The sequence below is a fragment of the Histidinibacterium lentulum genome, from assembly GCF_003789055.1.
Lineage (GTDB): Bacteria > Pseudomonadota > Alphaproteobacteria > Rhodobacterales > Rhodobacteraceae > Oceanicola > Oceanicola lentulus.
The window spans coordinates 12,728-27,637 of the sequence record NZ_ML119085.1 but is presented as its reverse complement, the minus strand read 5'-3'; the positions used below and the strand labels follow the sequence as shown (position 1 = coordinate 27,637).

General features: G+C 68.4%; 15 protein-coding genes. 3 read left to right on the top strand and 12 right to left on the bottom strand.

What is annotated here, in order from left to right; genetic code table 11:
• Nucleotides 1-16 precede the first annotated feature (16 nt).
• The 3 genes from EAT49_RS10895 to uraH all read right to left on the bottom strand — a co-directional run bounded on the left by EAT49_RS10895 (nt 17) and on the right by uraH (nt 3,407).
• Entirely contained in the window at nt 17-1,201 is a 1,185-nt protein-coding gene (locus EAT49_RS10895; protein ID WP_246003828.1) for an NAD(P)/FAD-dependent oxidoreductase, read from the bottom strand.
• 86 nt (nt 1,202-1,287) lie between these two features.
• Entirely contained in the window at nt 1,288-2,922 is a 1,635-nt protein-coding gene (locus EAT49_RS10890) for an alpha-amylase family glycosyl hydrolase (RefSeq protein WP_123642360.1), read from the bottom strand.
• Between the two features lie 143 nt (nt 2,923-3,065).
• Nucleotides 3,066-3,407, bottom strand: coding sequence for a hydroxyisourate hydrolase (gene uraH, locus EAT49_RS10885; RefSeq protein WP_123642359.1), 342 nt, complete (start codon nt 3,405-3,407; stop codon nt 3,066-3,068).
• 102 nt (nt 3,408-3,509) lie between these two features.
• On the opposite strand from uraH, the gene puuE reads away from it, so the two are divergent.
• A complete protein-coding gene (gene puuE, locus EAT49_RS10880) occupies nt 3,510-4,925 on the top strand; it encodes an allantoinase PuuE (protein ID WP_123642358.1) in 1,416 nt (471 codons plus the stop codon).
• 25 nt (nt 4,926-4,950) lie between these two features.
• Here puuE and EAT49_RS10875 read toward each other — a convergent pair whose 3' ends face one another.
• Nucleotides 4,951-5,529: a histidine phosphatase family protein gene (locus EAT49_RS10875; protein WP_123642357.1), complete on the bottom strand. Its 579-nt coding sequence runs from the start codon at nt 5,527-5,529 to the stop codon at nt 4,951-4,953.
• Nucleotides 5,526-6,062: a bifunctional adenosylcobinamide kinase/adenosylcobinamide-phosphate guanylyltransferase gene (cobU, locus tag EAT49_RS10870; RefSeq protein WP_123642356.1), complete on the bottom strand. Its 537-nt coding sequence runs from the start codon at nt 6,060-6,062 to the stop codon at nt 5,526-5,528. Before cobU ends, EAT49_RS10875 begins: the two co-directional genes overlap by 4 nt.
• 80 nt (nt 6,063-6,142) lie before the next feature.
• On the opposite strand from cobU, the gene EAT49_RS10865 reads away from it, so the two are divergent.
• Nucleotides 6,143-7,021 (top strand): RNA polymerase factor sigma-32, encoded by an 879-nt coding sequence (locus tag EAT49_RS10865; RefSeq protein ID WP_123642355.1) that lies wholly within the window; start codon nt 6,143-6,145, stop codon nt 7,019-7,021.
• Nucleotides 7,018-7,764 (top strand): ChaN family lipoprotein, encoded by a 747-nt coding sequence (locus EAT49_RS10860; protein WP_123642354.1) that lies wholly within the window; start codon nt 7,018-7,020, stop codon nt 7,762-7,764. The genes EAT49_RS10865 and EAT49_RS10860 overlap by 4 nt, the downstream gene beginning before the upstream one ends.
• Before the next feature lie 276 nt (nt 7,765-8,040).
• Here the strand turns inward: EAT49_RS10860 and EAT49_RS10855 are convergent, their stop codons facing one another.
• The 7 genes from EAT49_RS10855 to EAT49_RS10825 form a co-directional block, all read right to left on the bottom strand.
• On the bottom strand, nt 8,041-8,910 hold the full coding sequence (locus EAT49_RS10855) for a mechanosensitive ion channel family protein (protein WP_123642353.1): 870 nt from the start codon (nt 8,908-8,910) through the stop codon (nt 8,041-8,043).
• 89 nt (nt 8,911-8,999) lie between these two features.
• Complete coding sequence (locus EAT49_RS10850) at nt 9,000-9,287, bottom strand: 4a-hydroxytetrahydrobiopterin dehydratase (protein WP_123642352.1); 288 nt, start codon at nt 9,285-9,287, stop codon at nt 9,000-9,002.
• Nucleotides 9,284-10,471 (bottom strand): GNAT family N-acetyltransferase, encoded by a 1,188-nt coding sequence (locus EAT49_RS10845; protein ID WP_123642351.1) that lies wholly within the window; start codon nt 10,469-10,471, stop codon nt 9,284-9,286. Before EAT49_RS10845 ends, EAT49_RS10850 begins: the two co-directional genes overlap by 4 nt.
• A 3-nt stretch (nt 10,472-10,474) precedes the next feature.
• Entirely contained in the window at nt 10,475-11,278 is an 804-nt protein-coding gene (locus EAT49_RS10840) for a glycerophosphodiester phosphodiesterase family protein (RefSeq protein ID WP_123642350.1), read from the bottom strand.
• The gene (locus EAT49_RS10835; protein ID WP_123642349.1) at nt 11,275-11,742 is read right to left on the bottom strand and encodes a RidA family protein; all 468 of its coding nucleotides are present in this window, start codon (nt 11,740-11,742) and stop codon (nt 11,275-11,277) included. The genes EAT49_RS10840 and EAT49_RS10835 overlap by 4 nt, the downstream gene beginning before the upstream one ends.
• A 74-nt stretch (nt 11,743-11,816) precedes the next feature.
• On the bottom strand, nt 11,817-13,121 hold the full coding sequence (locus EAT49_RS10830) for an HlyD family type I secretion periplasmic adaptor subunit (protein WP_123642348.1): 1,305 nt from the start codon (nt 13,119-13,121) through the stop codon (nt 11,817-11,819).
• A complete protein-coding gene (locus tag EAT49_RS10825) occupies nt 13,118-14,863 on the bottom strand; it encodes a type I secretion system permease/ATPase (RefSeq protein WP_123642347.1) in 1,746 nt (581 codons plus the stop codon). The genes EAT49_RS10830 and EAT49_RS10825 overlap by 4 nt, the downstream gene beginning before the upstream one ends.
• Nucleotides 14,864-14,910: the final 47 nt, after the last annotated feature.

The following is a 14,910-nucleotide window of genomic DNA, read 5'->3' as shown; positions in this document are numbered from 1 at the left end:
TGGCGGGGCTCCGGGATCAGATGACGGCCCGTTCGAGGAGCGGGCGGTTCGCGGCGACACGGTCGATGGAGAGGGGCGAGAGGTCAAGGGACCGGTAGCCGCCATGGACGATCAGTTCCGCGATGCCGCGGCCCACGGCGGGGGCCTGTTGCAGGCCGTGACCGGAAAAGCCGTTGGCGGCGAGGAGGTTGGGGCATTCGGGATGGGGCCCGAGGAGCGCGTTCTGGTCGAGGGTGTTCCAGGCGTAGTGTCCGACCCAGGAGCGGCGCAGGCGCAGGCGCTCGAAGGCGGGAACGCGGGCGGCGAGCGCCGGCCAGACCTTGTCCTCCCAGAGGGACGGGTCCTCGGCGAAGTCGCCGGGATCGACGGGGCCGTCCGTCCACGGCGCGCAGCCGGCCATGTATCCTGCGCCATCCTGCCGGACGTGGATGCCCGAGGGGTCGATGGTCAGGGGCAGGGGTTGGCCAAGGTCCGCGGCATCGAAGCAGTAGGTATACCGCTTGCGCGGCTCCACCGGCAGCGCGAGGCCTGCCATGGCGGCGGTCCGGGCGGCGCGCGGACCCGACGCGTTGACGATCCAGCCGGGGGAAAGGCGCGCGCCGGAGGCGAGGGTGAGCGCGGTGACGCGCCCGGCGGCCGTTTCAATGGCGGTCACCTCGTCGGACAGCCACCGGACGCCCAGGTTCTTCGACTTGCGGCGGAACCAGTCGAAGACGGTGGCACCGTCGAAATAACCCTCGTCCCGCGTACCGTGGGAGCCGAGGAGGAGATCGTCCGTCGCGTAGAAGGGGTATTCGGCGGCGATCTCGGCGGAGCTCAGGAGGCGGGTGCCCGCGCCGAGCCGGGTCTGGAGCGCGTGGGCCGCGCGCAGGGCTTCGGCGGCGGGCGCGGTGGCCGCAAGGTAGAGATAGCCGAAGGTGTGAAAGGGGATGTCAGGGGCCTCGTCATCCTCCATCCACTCCCGGAATCCGCGGATGAAGGCGGCGGCGAACCGGGAGATGAGGACGTTGATCTCGGTGCCGAACTGCTGGCGCAGGCAGGAATTGGTGTGGGTCGTGGAGGCGAATTCGTAGCTCGGGTCCCGCTCGATCACCGTGACGGTGCCGGTGAAGGCAGGGTCGCGGGCAAGCCACCATGCCACGGAGGCGCCGATGATGCCGCCACCGATGATCGCCACATCGGGCTGCTCGTCCGCCGTCACCGGCGGTCTCGCATGGTCGGGGACCGGGTCATGACGGGCAGACTAGGCGCGCGGGCGGCGGCTGTCACGCCGCCCGCGGCCGGGCCTCAGGCCTTCAGCGTCAGGACGCCCTCGTGCGCGAGGTAGGCATAGCCGTTCGGCGGCAGCGACAGCGTGCCTGCGTCGAGCGAGGCATGGTGCGGGCCGTCGAGCCGTGCCGGGCCGCCCAAGGCCAGGCTGTGGTGCTCGGGCGAGAGGTTGAACACGCAGGTGAGGGCGCCGTGCCCGTCCGCGCGCCGGAAGGCGAGAAAGGGTTCAGGCAGGTCCAGAAAGTCGGTCGTGCCCCGTGTCAGGGCGGCCGAATGCTTGCGATAGGCGATGGCGGCCTTGTAGGCCGCGAGCACGCTGTCGTTCTGGGCCGCCTGACGGTCCACCGCGCGGTCGGCCTGAGGCGCCTTGACCGGCAGCCAGGGCGTGCCGGCAGAGAAGCCCGCGCTCGGGGCATGGGCCTCCCAGACCATGGGCGTGCGGCATCCGTCCCGGCCCTTGACCTCTGGCCAGAAGCGCAGGGCGGGCGGATCGGTCAGTTCGGAATAGACGAGCTCGGTATCGGTCTGGCCCAGCTCCTCGCCCTGGTAGATGCCGATGGTGCCCGGAAAGGACATGAGCATCGCCACGGCCTGTTTCGCCAGCGTGTCCTGGTCGCGGGCGTGCTCCTTCCAGCGGGTGACGTGACGCACGACATCGTGGTTGGAGAAGGACCATTTCGGCCAGCCGTCCGGCGCGCCCTTCAGGAAGCCGGCGATGCAGCGACGGAAGTGGTCGGCGGTGAATTCGGGGCTGAGCATGGCGAAGCTGTAGGCCATGTGCAGCCGGTCGGTGCCGCGGGTATATTCCGCCATCACCTCGATGGATCGGTCGCCGTCCTCGCCGACCTCGCCCACCATCATGATGTCATCGTAGCGGTCGCAAAGGCTGCGCATCCGCTCGAGGAAGGCGAGGTTCTCGGGCTGGTTCTTGTCGTGCAGGTGACGCTGCCACGGATATGTCTCTCGCGGCGTCTTCGCGAGGTCGTCGCGCGGGAAGTCGCCGGGCGGATTGTCGGGGAACTCGGCGTTGTGGAAATAATAGTTCACCGTGTCGAGGCGGAACCCGTCGAGCCCCCGCTCGAGCCAGAACTCCATCGTGCTCAGCAGCCAGTCCTGGACCTCGGGATTGTGGAAGTTGAAATCGGGCTGCGAGGTCAGGAAGTTGTGCAGGTAATACTGCCGGCGGCGCGGCTCCCATTCCCAGGCCGATCCGCCGAAGACGCTGGCCCAGTTGTTGGGCGGGCTCCCGTCGGGCTTCGGGTCGGCCCAGACATACCAGTCGGCCTTGGGGCCGGTGCGGGACGCGCGGCTTTCCTCGAAGAAGGGATGCGCCGAAGAGGAATGGGACAGCACCTGGTCGACGATGACCTTCAGCCCGAGGTCATGGGCCGTCGCGATCAGCTCGTCGAAATCGGCGAGCGTGCCGAACAGCGGGTCGATGTCCGTGTAGTTCGACACGTCGTAACCCATGTCAGCCATGGGAGACGTGAAGATCGGGCTCAGCCAGATCGCGTCCGCACCAAGCTCCGCCACATGGGGCAGGCGGCGGGCGATGCCCTGCAGATCGCCGACGCCGTCGCCGTTGTCGTCCTGAAAGCTGCGGGGGTAGATCTGGTAGATGACGGCGTCGCGCCACCATTCGCGGGTTGCCATGGGCGGTGCCTCTTTGCTGGTCCGATTCGGGTCTGGCGACGCTTAGCACCGGGAGGGAGCGGGTGAAACGCCGGGGTTGCGAGCGCTAACGGCACGAGCCGCTCGCAGTGCGCTAGTGCCCGGGATTCAGGCAACGGCTGGGCTCAGCTGCCGCGGTAGGTGGAATACCCGAACGGCGAGAGCAGGAGCGGCACATGATAGTGGGCGCGCTCGGACATGGAAAAACGGATCGGGATGATGGAGAGAAACCCGGTCGGCTGGCCGGTCGCGGTGAGATAGGCACCGGCGTGGAACACCAGTTCGTACTCGCCCGTCTCGAAGGCAATTTCGGGCAGGATCGGTCCGTCGGTCCGTCCGTCCGCATTGGTGACCTTCTCGGCGATCTTCTCCGGGCCGCCGTCGATGCGGAACAACTCTATCGGGAGGCCAGCCGCGGGACGACCGCGGGCCGTGTCCAGGACATGGGTCGTGAGGTATCCGGACATGCCGCCTCTTTCAGTCGCGTTCTTCCGCCATTCGGCAGGGCGGCGAGCCGAATTGCAACCCCCGCGCTTGCCTGCACGCCGCCCAGGACGCATGAAACGGGCATGGACAGATATCCCCGCGACACCTGGGGCCACGGCCCCAACCCGCCCGATCCGCGCTGGCCCGATGGCGCGAAGATCGCCGTTCAGATCGTCATGAACTACGAGGAGGGCGGCGAGAACTGCGTGCTGCACGGTGATGCGGCCTCGGAAGCTTTCCTGTCTGACATTCCGGGCGCCCAGCCATGGCACGGGCAGCGGCACTGGAACATGGAATCCCTCTACGACTACGGAGCGAGGGCGGGGTTCTGGCGCCTGCACCGCTTGTTGTCGGGGCGCGGGGTTCCCGTGACGGTCTACGCCGTGGCGAGCGCGCTTGCGCGGTCGCCGGGTCAGGTCGAGGCGATGCAGGGGGCCGGGTGGGAGATCGCCTCCCACGGCCTGAAGTGGGTCGAGCACAGGGACATGCCCGAGGAGGAGGAACGCGCGGCCATCGCCGAGGCGATCCGGCTGCACGAGGAAGTCACCGGCGAGCCACCGCTGGGCTGGTACACGGGCCGGTCGTCGATCAACTCGGTCCGGCTCGCCGCCGAGACGGGGCGTTTCGCCTATGTCGCCGACGCCTATGACGACGACCTGCCGCACTGGATGCAGATCGGGGGGCGGGACCAGCTGATCGTGCCCTACACGCTCGAGGCGAACGACATGCGCTTCGCCACGTCGCCGGGCTGGGTGACGGGGCAGGACTTCGGGCAGTATCTGTGCGATGCCTTCGACGTCCTGCTGGCCGAGGGCCGCGCGGGGCGGCCTGCCATGATGTCCGTGGGGCTGCATTGCCGCCTGGTGGGGCGGCCCGGGAAGATCGCGGGGCTGATCCGGTTCCTCGATCATGTCGCGGCCCATGAGGACGTCTGGCTCGCCCGGCGCATCGACATCGCGCGGCATTGGGCCGAGGTCCATCCGCCGGTGACGCGGGACCGGCCGTCGAGCATGGATCGGGACTCATTCGTGGCGGCCTTCGGCGGCATCTACGAACATTCGCCCTGGATCGCCGAGCGCGCCTGGGCGCTGGAACTGGGGCCTGCGCATGACCATGCGGCCGGGCTGGCCAACGCGCTGGCGCGGGTTTTCCGGACGGCAACACACGAGGAGCGCCTCGGTGTTCTCCGCGCGCATCCGGATCTCGCGGGCAAGCTCGCTGCCGCGAAACGGCTGACCGCGGAGAGCACGGCGGAGCAGGCGAGCGCGGGGCTCGACGCGCTGACGGATCAGGAACGGACGCGGTTCACGGACCTGAACGACGCCTATGTGGCGAAGCACGGGTTCCCCTTCATCATCGCGGTGCGGGATCACGACAAGGCGGGCATCCTCGCGGCCTTCGAGGCGCGGATCGCGAATGGGACGGACGTCGAATTCGCGACTGCCTGCCGACAGGTGGAGCGGATCGCGCGGTTGAGGCTCGAAGCGCTGAGCCTCTGACGGCCTCAGCCGCCGGACCCGTGTTCTATGGTATGCGGTTCGCGGAGAGTTCCGTGACCCGTCCATCCTCGATGACCAGTTCGGTGAGGGAGAGGGGCTCGATCCGCTGGGCGAGGATGTCGTAGACGCGGCCGCCCCGGGCGCGGTGCAACTGGGTCAGGATCGGGCCAAGGTGGGCCACCGCGACGATCGCGGCACCCGGGTGCGCGGACGTGAGCCTGTCCGCAGCGGCGGTCACGCGGGCCGCCACGTCGTTCCAGCTCTCACCGCCGGGAGCACGAAGCGCTCCGGGCTCCTCCCAGAAGCGGGCGGAGAGATCGGGGTCGCGTTCGGTGACGGCAGCATGGTGGAGGCCGTCCCACGCGCCGAAATCGAACTCGCGGAACTGCGGTTCGTGGGGCAGGCGGTTCCGGGCTCCTGCGAGGGCATCGGCGGTTGAGCGGGCCCTCAGGAGATCGGAGGAGATCACCAGCGCCTCGGCGGGCAGGGCGGCGTCCAGCCCGGCCAGCGCGGCGAGGTCGGTCAGATCCGCGGCCACGTCGCGGTGGCCGGTCATGGTGGTCTGGTGGGTGGGGCCGTGGCGGACCCAGAACCAGCGGGTCACGGAAGCGCGCCCTTCAGCACCAGAGGCAGGCCCGCGATGACCTGCACGACGAGGCCGGCCTCTGTGGCGAGAGCCTGGTTGAGACGGCCCTGTGCGTTACGGAAGGTGCGGCCCATGGCGTGTTCCGGCACGATTCCCTGTCCGACCTCGTTCGAGACTACCACGACGGGGGCCGGACATGCCGCCAGCGCGGCGAGCATCTTGGCGGGGGAGGCGGAGAGGTCGGCATCCACCAGCAGCCTGTTCGACAGCCAGAGCGTCGCGCAATCGAGCAGAACGATGTCCTGCGGGGAAACTCGGGAAAGGGGGGCGGCAATGTCCTGCGGCGCCTCGACGGTGTGCCAGCCCGTGCCGCGTGCTGTCCGGTGGGCCTCGATTTTGTCCGCCATTTCAGCGTCGAAGGCCTGGGCGGTGGCAAGATAGACGCGCCGCCGCCCGGTGCCGGTGACCAGCGCCTCGGCGAAGGCGGACTTGCCGGAAGCCGCGCCTCCTAGAACCAACGTGAGTTTTTGCAAGGGTTTCTGTGCAACCATGTGTGATCCGGGGGCGTTCCGGCCGCGTAGACATTTCAGAAGTTGGCGAGAGGCCAAACCATTTTCTCGGGGGTAAGTCGATGGCACTTGACGCGATAGCCGATCAGCGCCTGTCCCGCCGCGCGATGCAGGCGGAACTTCTGGATGCGGAGACCGAACTGAAACTGGCCTACGCCTGGCGCGACCAGCGCGACGAACAGGCGCTCCATCGACTGATCACCGCCTATATGCGCCTCGCCATCTCCATGGCTGCGAAATTCAAGCGCTACGGCGCCCCGATGAACGACCTCATTCAGGAAGCGAGCCTCGGCCTCATGAAGGCTGCGGACAAGTTCGACCCCGATCGCGGCGTGCGGTTCTCGACCTATGCAGTGTGGTGGATCAAGGCCTCGATCCAGGACTACGTCATGCGCAACTGGTCCATGGTGCGCACCGGCTCCACCTCGTCGCAGAAGTCGCTCTTCTTCAACATGCGCCGCGTGCAGGCGCGACTGGAGCGGGAGGCCGCCGCGACCGGGGAGTCGATCGACAAGCAGAAGATGCGCGAGATGATCGCGAAGGAAGTGGGCGTGCCGCTCCATGATGTCGAGATGATGGAAGGGCGCCTGTCGGGCTCGGACTATTCGCTCAACGCCACGCAGTCGGTCGACGACGAGGGCCGCGAGTGGATCGAGGCGCTTGAGGATGACGGTCCGCAAGCGGCCGAGACGGTGGAGAACAGCCACGACACGGAAACGCTCAGGCAGTGGCTGTTGAGCGCTCTCAGCACGCTCAATGAGCGCGAGCGGTTCATCGTGCGGGAGCGGAAGCTGCGAGACGATCCGCGAACTCTCGAAAGCCTTGGCGACGAGCTTGGCCTGTCGAAGGAGCGGGTGCGGCAGCTCGAGGCGGCGGCCTTCGGAAAGATGCGCAAGGTGCTCGAGACCCAGTCGCGGGAAGTTCATAACTTCCTCGGGTGATCCGCGCGGCGCTCCTCTGTCTTTGGGCGCTGCCTGCCGCGGCGCAGGACATTTACGTCCTGGGCGAGCTGCATGACAACCCGGAGCATCACCTGGAACAGGCGCGGCGCGTGGCGGTGATCGAGCCTGCGGCCTTGGTGTTCGAGATGCTGACGCCGGAGCAGGCCGCGGCCGCGGAGGGGATCGATCCGCTGGACCGGCAGGCGCTGGAAGAGGCGCTGGGCTGGAACGGTTCGGGTTGGCCCGACTTCGCCATGTATCATCCCGTCTTCGCCTCCGCGCCGGAGGCGGTCATCTACGGCGCTGCCGTGCCGAGGGAGCTGCTCTCCTCTGCGATGGAGAGCGGTGCCGAGGCCGTGGTGGGGCGGCCGGGCCTGCTGCCACCGGTCTCGGACGAGGAGCGGGCCGAGCGGATCGCGCTGCAGGGGCGGGTGCATTGCGGGGCGCTCCCCGACGAGATGCTGCCCGGCATGGTCGAGGCGCAACGTGTCAGGGACGCGGGGTTCGCCCATGTGGCGCTCAAGGCCTTCGAGGAGACCGGCGGGCCGGTGGTGGTGATCACGGGAAACGGCCATGCTCGGACAGATTGGGGCGTGCCGGCGTCGATCAGGGGGGCGCGGCCGGACGTGGAGGTGTTCGCGTTGGGTCAGTTCGAGGGGGCCGCGGAGCAGGATGCGCCCTACGACGAGGTGGTCATCGCCGCGCCGGTGGCGCGGGGCGATCCGTGCGCGGCGTTCCGCTGAGCGGGGGCGTTCACGCGTGGACAGCACATCAAACCTTTGATGTAATTTATTTTGTCAGAATTTTGTGAAGCGTCGGCGCCCATGGCGCGCACCCTTGTCTCATTCGAAACTAGGATCCTCTGGCAGGCATGCGAGACCCGGACGCTCGAGCGTGAGAGCCTGTTGCATCGCAGGGGCCCGGCCGCCGACCGACCTTGAACCTGAACAGCTGCCTCGGAGGGCCACGGACGCGGCCGATTCGTGTGGAAGGTCTTTGCTGTCCCGGGGTAGAGTGATCTACTCCGCGGCGCGGAGGGGCGCGTCGGTCCGGTCGTGAACGATCGTGCGGGTGGGAAAGGGGATCGGCACGCCGGCGGCGTCGAGGGCTTCCTTCACACGGCGGGTCATGTCGGTCTGAAAGCCCCACGCATCGGCATTGGCGCACCACACGCGGACGAGGAAATCGACGGAACTGTCGTTGAGAGTGGCGACCTGAAGCCAGGGCTCGGGCTTCGCCAGGGCGCGGGGATCGGCCATGATCGTGTCGCGGATCACGCGCTCGGCCTCGGCGAGATTGGCACCGTAGCCCACCCCGAAGGTCCATTCCACGCGGCGCTGGTCGTAGCTCGAATAGTTCGTGATCGTGTGGCCCCAGACCTCGGAATTGGGAATGATCGTCTGCACGTTCTGGAGCGTGGCGAGCTCGGTGAAGTTGAGGGAAATCGACTTCACCGTACCCATGATTCCATTGACCACCACGAAATCGCCGATCTTGATGGGGCGGAAGAAGATCAGCATCACGCCCGCTGCGATGTTCGAGAGGGTGCCCTGAAGGGCCAGGCCGATGGCGAGGCCGGCGGCACCGATCAGTGCGACGATTGAGGTCGTCCGCACGCCGAAGGTGTTCAGCACGAAGATGAAGGTGAAGGCGATGACCGTGTAGCGCAGGATGTCGCCGAGAAAGCCCATCAGCGCCGGGTCGAGGGTCGGATTGCGGGAGGCGAGGCGGGTCACGCGGCCCTTGGCCCATGCCGCGAGCCGGAAACCCACGAAGAGGATCAGCAGCGCGGCGAGGACGCTGCCGAGAAGGGAGGCCAGAAAATCCAGCGTCAGGAGGTCGCCGAGGGTTACGCCCTCCCAGATCCGCGTTGCGAGTATGTCGTCCATGCGGCTGTCCCCCGACTGTCATGCGCCTGAACGCCGTTTTCTAGGGCATTCCGTTGCGGGAGGCCACCGCCGGACCGCGGCGCGGCGGGTCAGTCCGCGGCGAGCGCGTCCATCCTTCGGCCGAGTTTCGCGTCGAGATCCGAGAGGCCGCCGGTGTCGTGGGTCGTCAGCCGCACCTCTACGGTCTTGTAGACATTGGACCATTCCGGGTGGTGGTTCAGCTTTTCCGCCCAGATCGCGGCGCGGGACATGAAGCCCCAGGCCTCGACGAAATCCGCGAAGGTAAACGTTCTCGACAGAGCCGTGCCGTCATCCGACAGGCTCCACCCGCTGGCGAGCAGGCCCTCGCGGTCCACGTCCTTCATCGGTTCGCTCATTGCTGTTCCTCCACTTGCGCCTTGCGAAATGGTCCGTAGCCGGTGAGCACCTCGATCTCCTCGTCGACCGAGCGGCGTTCGGCCACGAGATAGCGGGCGACGGCATCACGGAATCCCGGATCGCCGATCCAGTGCAGGGAATGGATCGGGGTGGGCAGGTAGCCGCGGGCGAGCTTGTGCTCGCCCTGCGCGCCGGCCTCGACAGTCTCGAGGCCACGGGCGATGGCCCAATCGATGGCCTGATAGTAACACAGCTCGAAATGGAGGCAGTCGACGTGGCGCGAGCAGCCCCAGTAGCGGCCGTAGAGCCTGCGCCGGCCGATGAAGTTGAGCGCGCCGGCGATCGGCGTGCCGCCGTCGAGGGCGAGGCAGAGCAGGATGTCGTGGCGCAGCGTCTCCTGCGCGATCTCGAAGAAGGCGCGGGTGAGGTAGGGCATGCCCCATTTGCGCGACCCCGTGTCCTGGTAGAAGCGCCAGAAGTACTCCCAGTGGCTCGGCTCTAGCGCGTCGCCCGTCAGGTTCACGATTTCGCCACCGAAGGCGCGGGCGCGCTCGCGCTCCTTGCGGATGGTCTTGCGCTTGCGGCTGGAAAGGTCGGCAAGGAAGGCGTCGAAATCGGCATATCCGCGGTTTTCCCAGTGATATTGCTGGGTAGTCCGCCTGAGAAGGCCCATCTCCTCGCCGGCCATGGCCTCCGCTTCGGTGCAGAAGGTGGCGTGGAGCGAGGAGAGTTCGTTGTCGGCGGCGATCTGGACGGAGCCCTGGACGAGGGCGGCCATGCCCTCGACCTCCTGCCCCGGGCGGGTCAGGAAGCGCCGGCCGGTGGCAGGGGTGAATGGTACGGCGATCTGGAGCTTCGGATAGTAGCGGCCGCCCGCGTTCTCATAGGCATGGGCCCAGTTGTGGTCGAAGATGTACTCGCCTTGGCTGTGGCCCTTGGCGTAGAGCGGCGCGCAGGCGATGAGCGTGCCGTCACGGTGGGCAGTCAGGTAGCGAGGCTGCCAACCGGTGCCCCGGCCGACGCTGCCGCTGTCTTCCAGCGCCTTGAGGAAGCGGTGGGTCGTGAACGGGTCTTGGGGGGGACCGCCATCTGCGCATTCGGGCGCGGCGCAGGCGTCCCAGTCGGAGGGGTCGATCCCGGAGAGGGACGCGTGGGCCGTGATCTCGATGGCGGAGCCGTCCATGATTCAGGAGTTGGCGCGAGGGGGCGGGCGGTCAAGGGCGGCTCCCCCGCCCTGGGGCGTGTAGCCCTCGAAGGTGATGGTATGGGCGTGGCGGCGGGCGGCGGTTTCCTCCTCAGGGGAGCGGACCGTCCAGCAGAGGATGGCAAGACCGTTGCCCGCCAGGTCGGAGACGCGGGCGCGGGCGAGATCGCGGTGATCGTGGCTGATGAACGACGCGCCGGTTCGCAGCGTGTCGGTCATGTCGCGTAGAATGGCGAGCCGCCCCGGGGGGACGCCGGGCCAGTCCGCTGGATCGAAGGCGCAAGTGGTCAGGCCCCGGGGGATGTCCGGCGCGGCAACGGCGAGGGCGGCGACGCTTTCGGGGTTGAAGGACATGAGCGCGACGGGGCCCTCGTAGCCGCGGAGGGCGGCGGCGGTGGCCTCTTCGAGAGCGCCCACGTCGGGCCCCAGGGCGCCGTCCTGATCCTTTACCTCGATCAGGAGGGGGACGCGGCCCGCCACCTCCTCCAGAACCCGGGCGAGCGTGGGGATCGTGTCGTCGGAGCCGAGGAGGGACAGGCGCGAAAGCTCGGCGGCGGGACGGTCGGCGATGGGGCCGCGCTCGGCGGTCAGGCGATCGAGGGTCGCGTCGTGGAACACCATCGGCACGCCGTCGCCGGAGGGCTGAAGGTCGATCTCGATGCCGTAACCCCCGGCGATGGCGGCGCGGACCGCCGAGAGGCCGTTCTCGGGCCGGCCGGCGCCCCTGTCGTGGAGCGCGCGATGGGCGATGGGCCGCGCGAGGAACGCCGGGGGGAGCGGACTCATGCGATGCGGAAGATGCCCTCGATCTCCACCGCCGCGCCGAGGGGCAGGGCAGCGACGCCCACGGACGAGCGCGCATGGCTGCCCACCTCGGGGCCGAGCGCCGCGACCATGAGGTTGGAGCCGCCGTTGACCACCTTGGGCTGGTCGAAGAAATCGGACGCGGAGGCGACGAAGCCGGTCAGCTTCACCACCCTGTCGATGCGGGCGAGCGAGCCGGTGGCGGCGCGGACCTGCGCAAGGAGCATGAGCGCGCAGTGTTCGGCGGCGCGGGCCGCCTCCTCGACGCCGATGGTCTCGCCGAGACGGCCGGTGATGACCTTTCCGTCCGCCATGGCGATCTGTCCGGAGACGTGCAGCAGGTCGCCTGCGAGCACATAGGGCACGTAGCTGGCGAGGGGGGCCGTGGCCTCTGGCAGGGTATGGCCGAGGTCGCGGAGCCGCGCCTCGATGGCGTCGTCGGTCATGGAATGGGTTCCCGGAGGTTGCGTCGGCCGGACGTTAGGCGGCGGCGGTGCGGGTCACAAGGGGGCAGCCCGGATCAGACCTCCCGGAAGACCCTTGCGAAATAGTCGGTCAGCGGTTTCACGAGGTAGTTGATCGGGGACCGGTCGCCGGTACGCATGTAGGCCTCCACCGGCATGCCGGGGATCAGCACGGTGCCCTCGGGCAGGCGGTCGATCTCGCCCTCGTTCAGCACCACCTCGACGCGGTAGTAGCTGAGGCCCGTCGTCTCGTCCTGAAAGGCATCGGCGGAGCGGGTGATGACCTGGCCGAAGACTTCGGGCGTGGTCCGCATGTCGAGGGCGGAGAGACGCAGCGCCACCTCCTGGCCGACATAGACGAGGTCGATGTCCGTCACCTGCACCTGGGTGGCGATGACCAGCGGGCGGTCCTGGGGGACGATGTACATCACCGGATCGGCGGGCCGGATGACCGAGCGCGGGGCGAAGACGGTCTTGCCGTAGATTACCCCCGCGACAGGCGCCCGGATGTCCAGCCGGTCGAGCTGCCGCAGGAGGGCGCGGCGGCGCTCTCCCAGTTCGCTCTCGTTGTACTGAAGGTCGCGCAGGCGGGTCAGGGCCTCCTCGCGGCGGGTCTCGTCGATGGCGAGGATCTCGAGGTCGAGCTCGGTGATCCGGCCCTCGGCCTGCGCCTTGGAGGCGGCGAGCTCTCCGGCCCGGCCCAGAAGGTTCGCGGCCTCGCGCTCGAGCGCGAGCACGGTGCTGGCCTGGATCAGGCCGTTCTGGAGCAGGCTGCGCTTGTCGGTCAGCTCTTCCTCGATCAGCTCGATCTGGCGCTCGACGGAGCGCTGTTGCGCTTCGATCCCCTCGATCTGGTCGGCGATCTGTTCGCCGCGCTTGGCGAGCTGCTCCTTTTCCGCGTCGGCATTGGTGCGGCGGATCTCGAAGAGGCGGGCCTCCTCCTCCATCACCGAGGCGATGTCTTCGGACGCGTTGGCGATCAACTCGGGGTCGAAGGTGATCTCGCCCGCGCCGTCCCGTTCGGCCTCCATGCGGCCTCTGCGGGCCATCAGCTCGAAGAGCTGGCCCTCGACGACGGTGAGTTCCGACTGCAGGTCGTCGGGATCGAGGCGGATCAACAGATCCCCCGCGTCGACCTGGGCGCCTTCGTCCACCAGGATGGACGAGACCACGCCGCCGTCGGGGTGCTGGATCACCTGGCGGTTCTGGTCGACCTCGATCTGGCCGGTGGCAATCACCGCGCCGGAGATGCGTGCTGCGACGGCCCAGCCGCCGAAGCCGCCCACGAGGATCACGAGCGCCAGGATCCCGACGATCATCGGTCGGCGGGCGGACCAGCGGGTCTTTTCGGATTGGGTCATGTCACTCCTGCCGGGGTCTGCGCTTTCTGGATGACGTCATGGTTCTGCACGATCTCGCGCAGGACCTCGTCCTTGGGGCCGAAGGCGCGGCGGGCGCCGTTCTCGATCACCAGCAGCAGGTCGCATTCCTGGATCGCCGCCGGGCGGTGGGCCATGATCATGACGCTCCGCCCTTCGGACTTCAGGGCGCGGATCGCCTCGTTCAGGGCGAGGCTGCCGTCGTTGTCGAGGTTGGAGTTCGGCTCGTCGAGCACCAGCACCACGGGATCGCCGTAGAGCGCGCGGGCGAGGCCGATGCGCTGGATCTGCCCGCCGGAGAGGCGGCCGCCCGAGGCGGTGATGCGGGTGTCGTAACCGTCGGGCATCCTGAGGATCATGTCGTGGGCGGCGGCGGTCTTTGCAGCCTTCACGACGGCGGCGGGGTCGGGCTCGGCGGCCATCCGCGCGATGTTCTCGGCGATGGTGCCGTCGAAGAGCTGCACCCGCTGGGGCAGGTAGCCGATCAACTGGCCGAGGACGTCGGGATCGTACTGGTCGAGCGCCGCGCCGTCGAGGCGGATCTTGCCGCCGGCGGGATGCCAGAGACCGGTGACGGCCCGCGCGAGGGTCGTCTTGCCGGCGCCAGAGGTGCCGATCACGCCGACCGCCTGACCCGGCTCGACCCGGAAGGAGATCATCCGCAGCACGGCCTGGCTCTCGCCGGGGGGCAGGACGGTGACCTGCTGGGCCTCGAGGATCGCACGGGGCGTGGGCAACGGCGTGCGCGGCATCTCCTCGGGGATCTCTCCCAGCAGGACCGAGAGGCTGTCCCAGCCTTCGCGGGCGCGCTGGAAGGCCGCCCACTGGTTGATCAGCATCTCGACCGGCGCCAGCGCCCGCCCGAGCAGGATCGAGCCCGCGATCATCGCGCCGGGGGTCAGTTCGCCCAGCAGAACGAGATAGGCGCCGAGGCCGAGCATCGCCGATTGCAGGAACAGGCGGAAGGTCTTGGTGGTGGTGCTGAAGGTGCCGGTCACGTCGGAGGCTGAGATCGTGGCCTCGAGCGAGCGGTCCCGCAGCGTCTTCCAGCGGGTGAATGCGGCGTTGCGCATGCCGAGCGCATGGACCATCTCCGCCTCGGTGCGGATCTGGTTGCCCATGAGTTCCGCCTGAAGCGTGGCGCCGTTGGCGTCCTCCATGGGGCGGCGGCTGAAGAACTGGTTGGCGAGCGCCACCGCGATCAGCACCGCGCCGCCCGCGAGCGCGAGATAGCCCATCCACGGATGGAAGATGAAGATCCCGAGGATGAAGACCGGGGCCCACGGCAGGTCGAAGACGGCCATCAGCGCGGGTGAGGTGATCAGGCGCTGCACCGACTCAAGGTCGCGCAGGCCCGTGCCGGCCTGTTTCGGCACCCTCGCCGAGGCCTGCGCGCGCAGCACCGCGCTGAACACCCGCCGGTCGAGCCGCGACTGGAACCGCGCGCCCACCCGGCCCATGATCCGGCTGCGCGTGTAGTCGAGAATGCCCATCATCCCGTAGAGAAAGGCCACGAGCACGCTCAGCGCCACAAGCGTCTCGAACGAGCGGGAGCCCAGCACCCGGTCGTAGACGTTGAGCATGTAGAGCGGGCCCGTGAGCATGAGCATGTTCACGAAGAAGCTGAAGATGCCGACGAACCAGTAGAGCGCCCTGCTTTCCTTGCGGGCCTCGATCAGTTCGGCGCGGCCGCGGGCCGCGGCCTCGGTTCGGGCGATGCTCATCTGCGCTGGATCCTCTCCGTCGCCGTGTCGTAACGGCATCATAACCC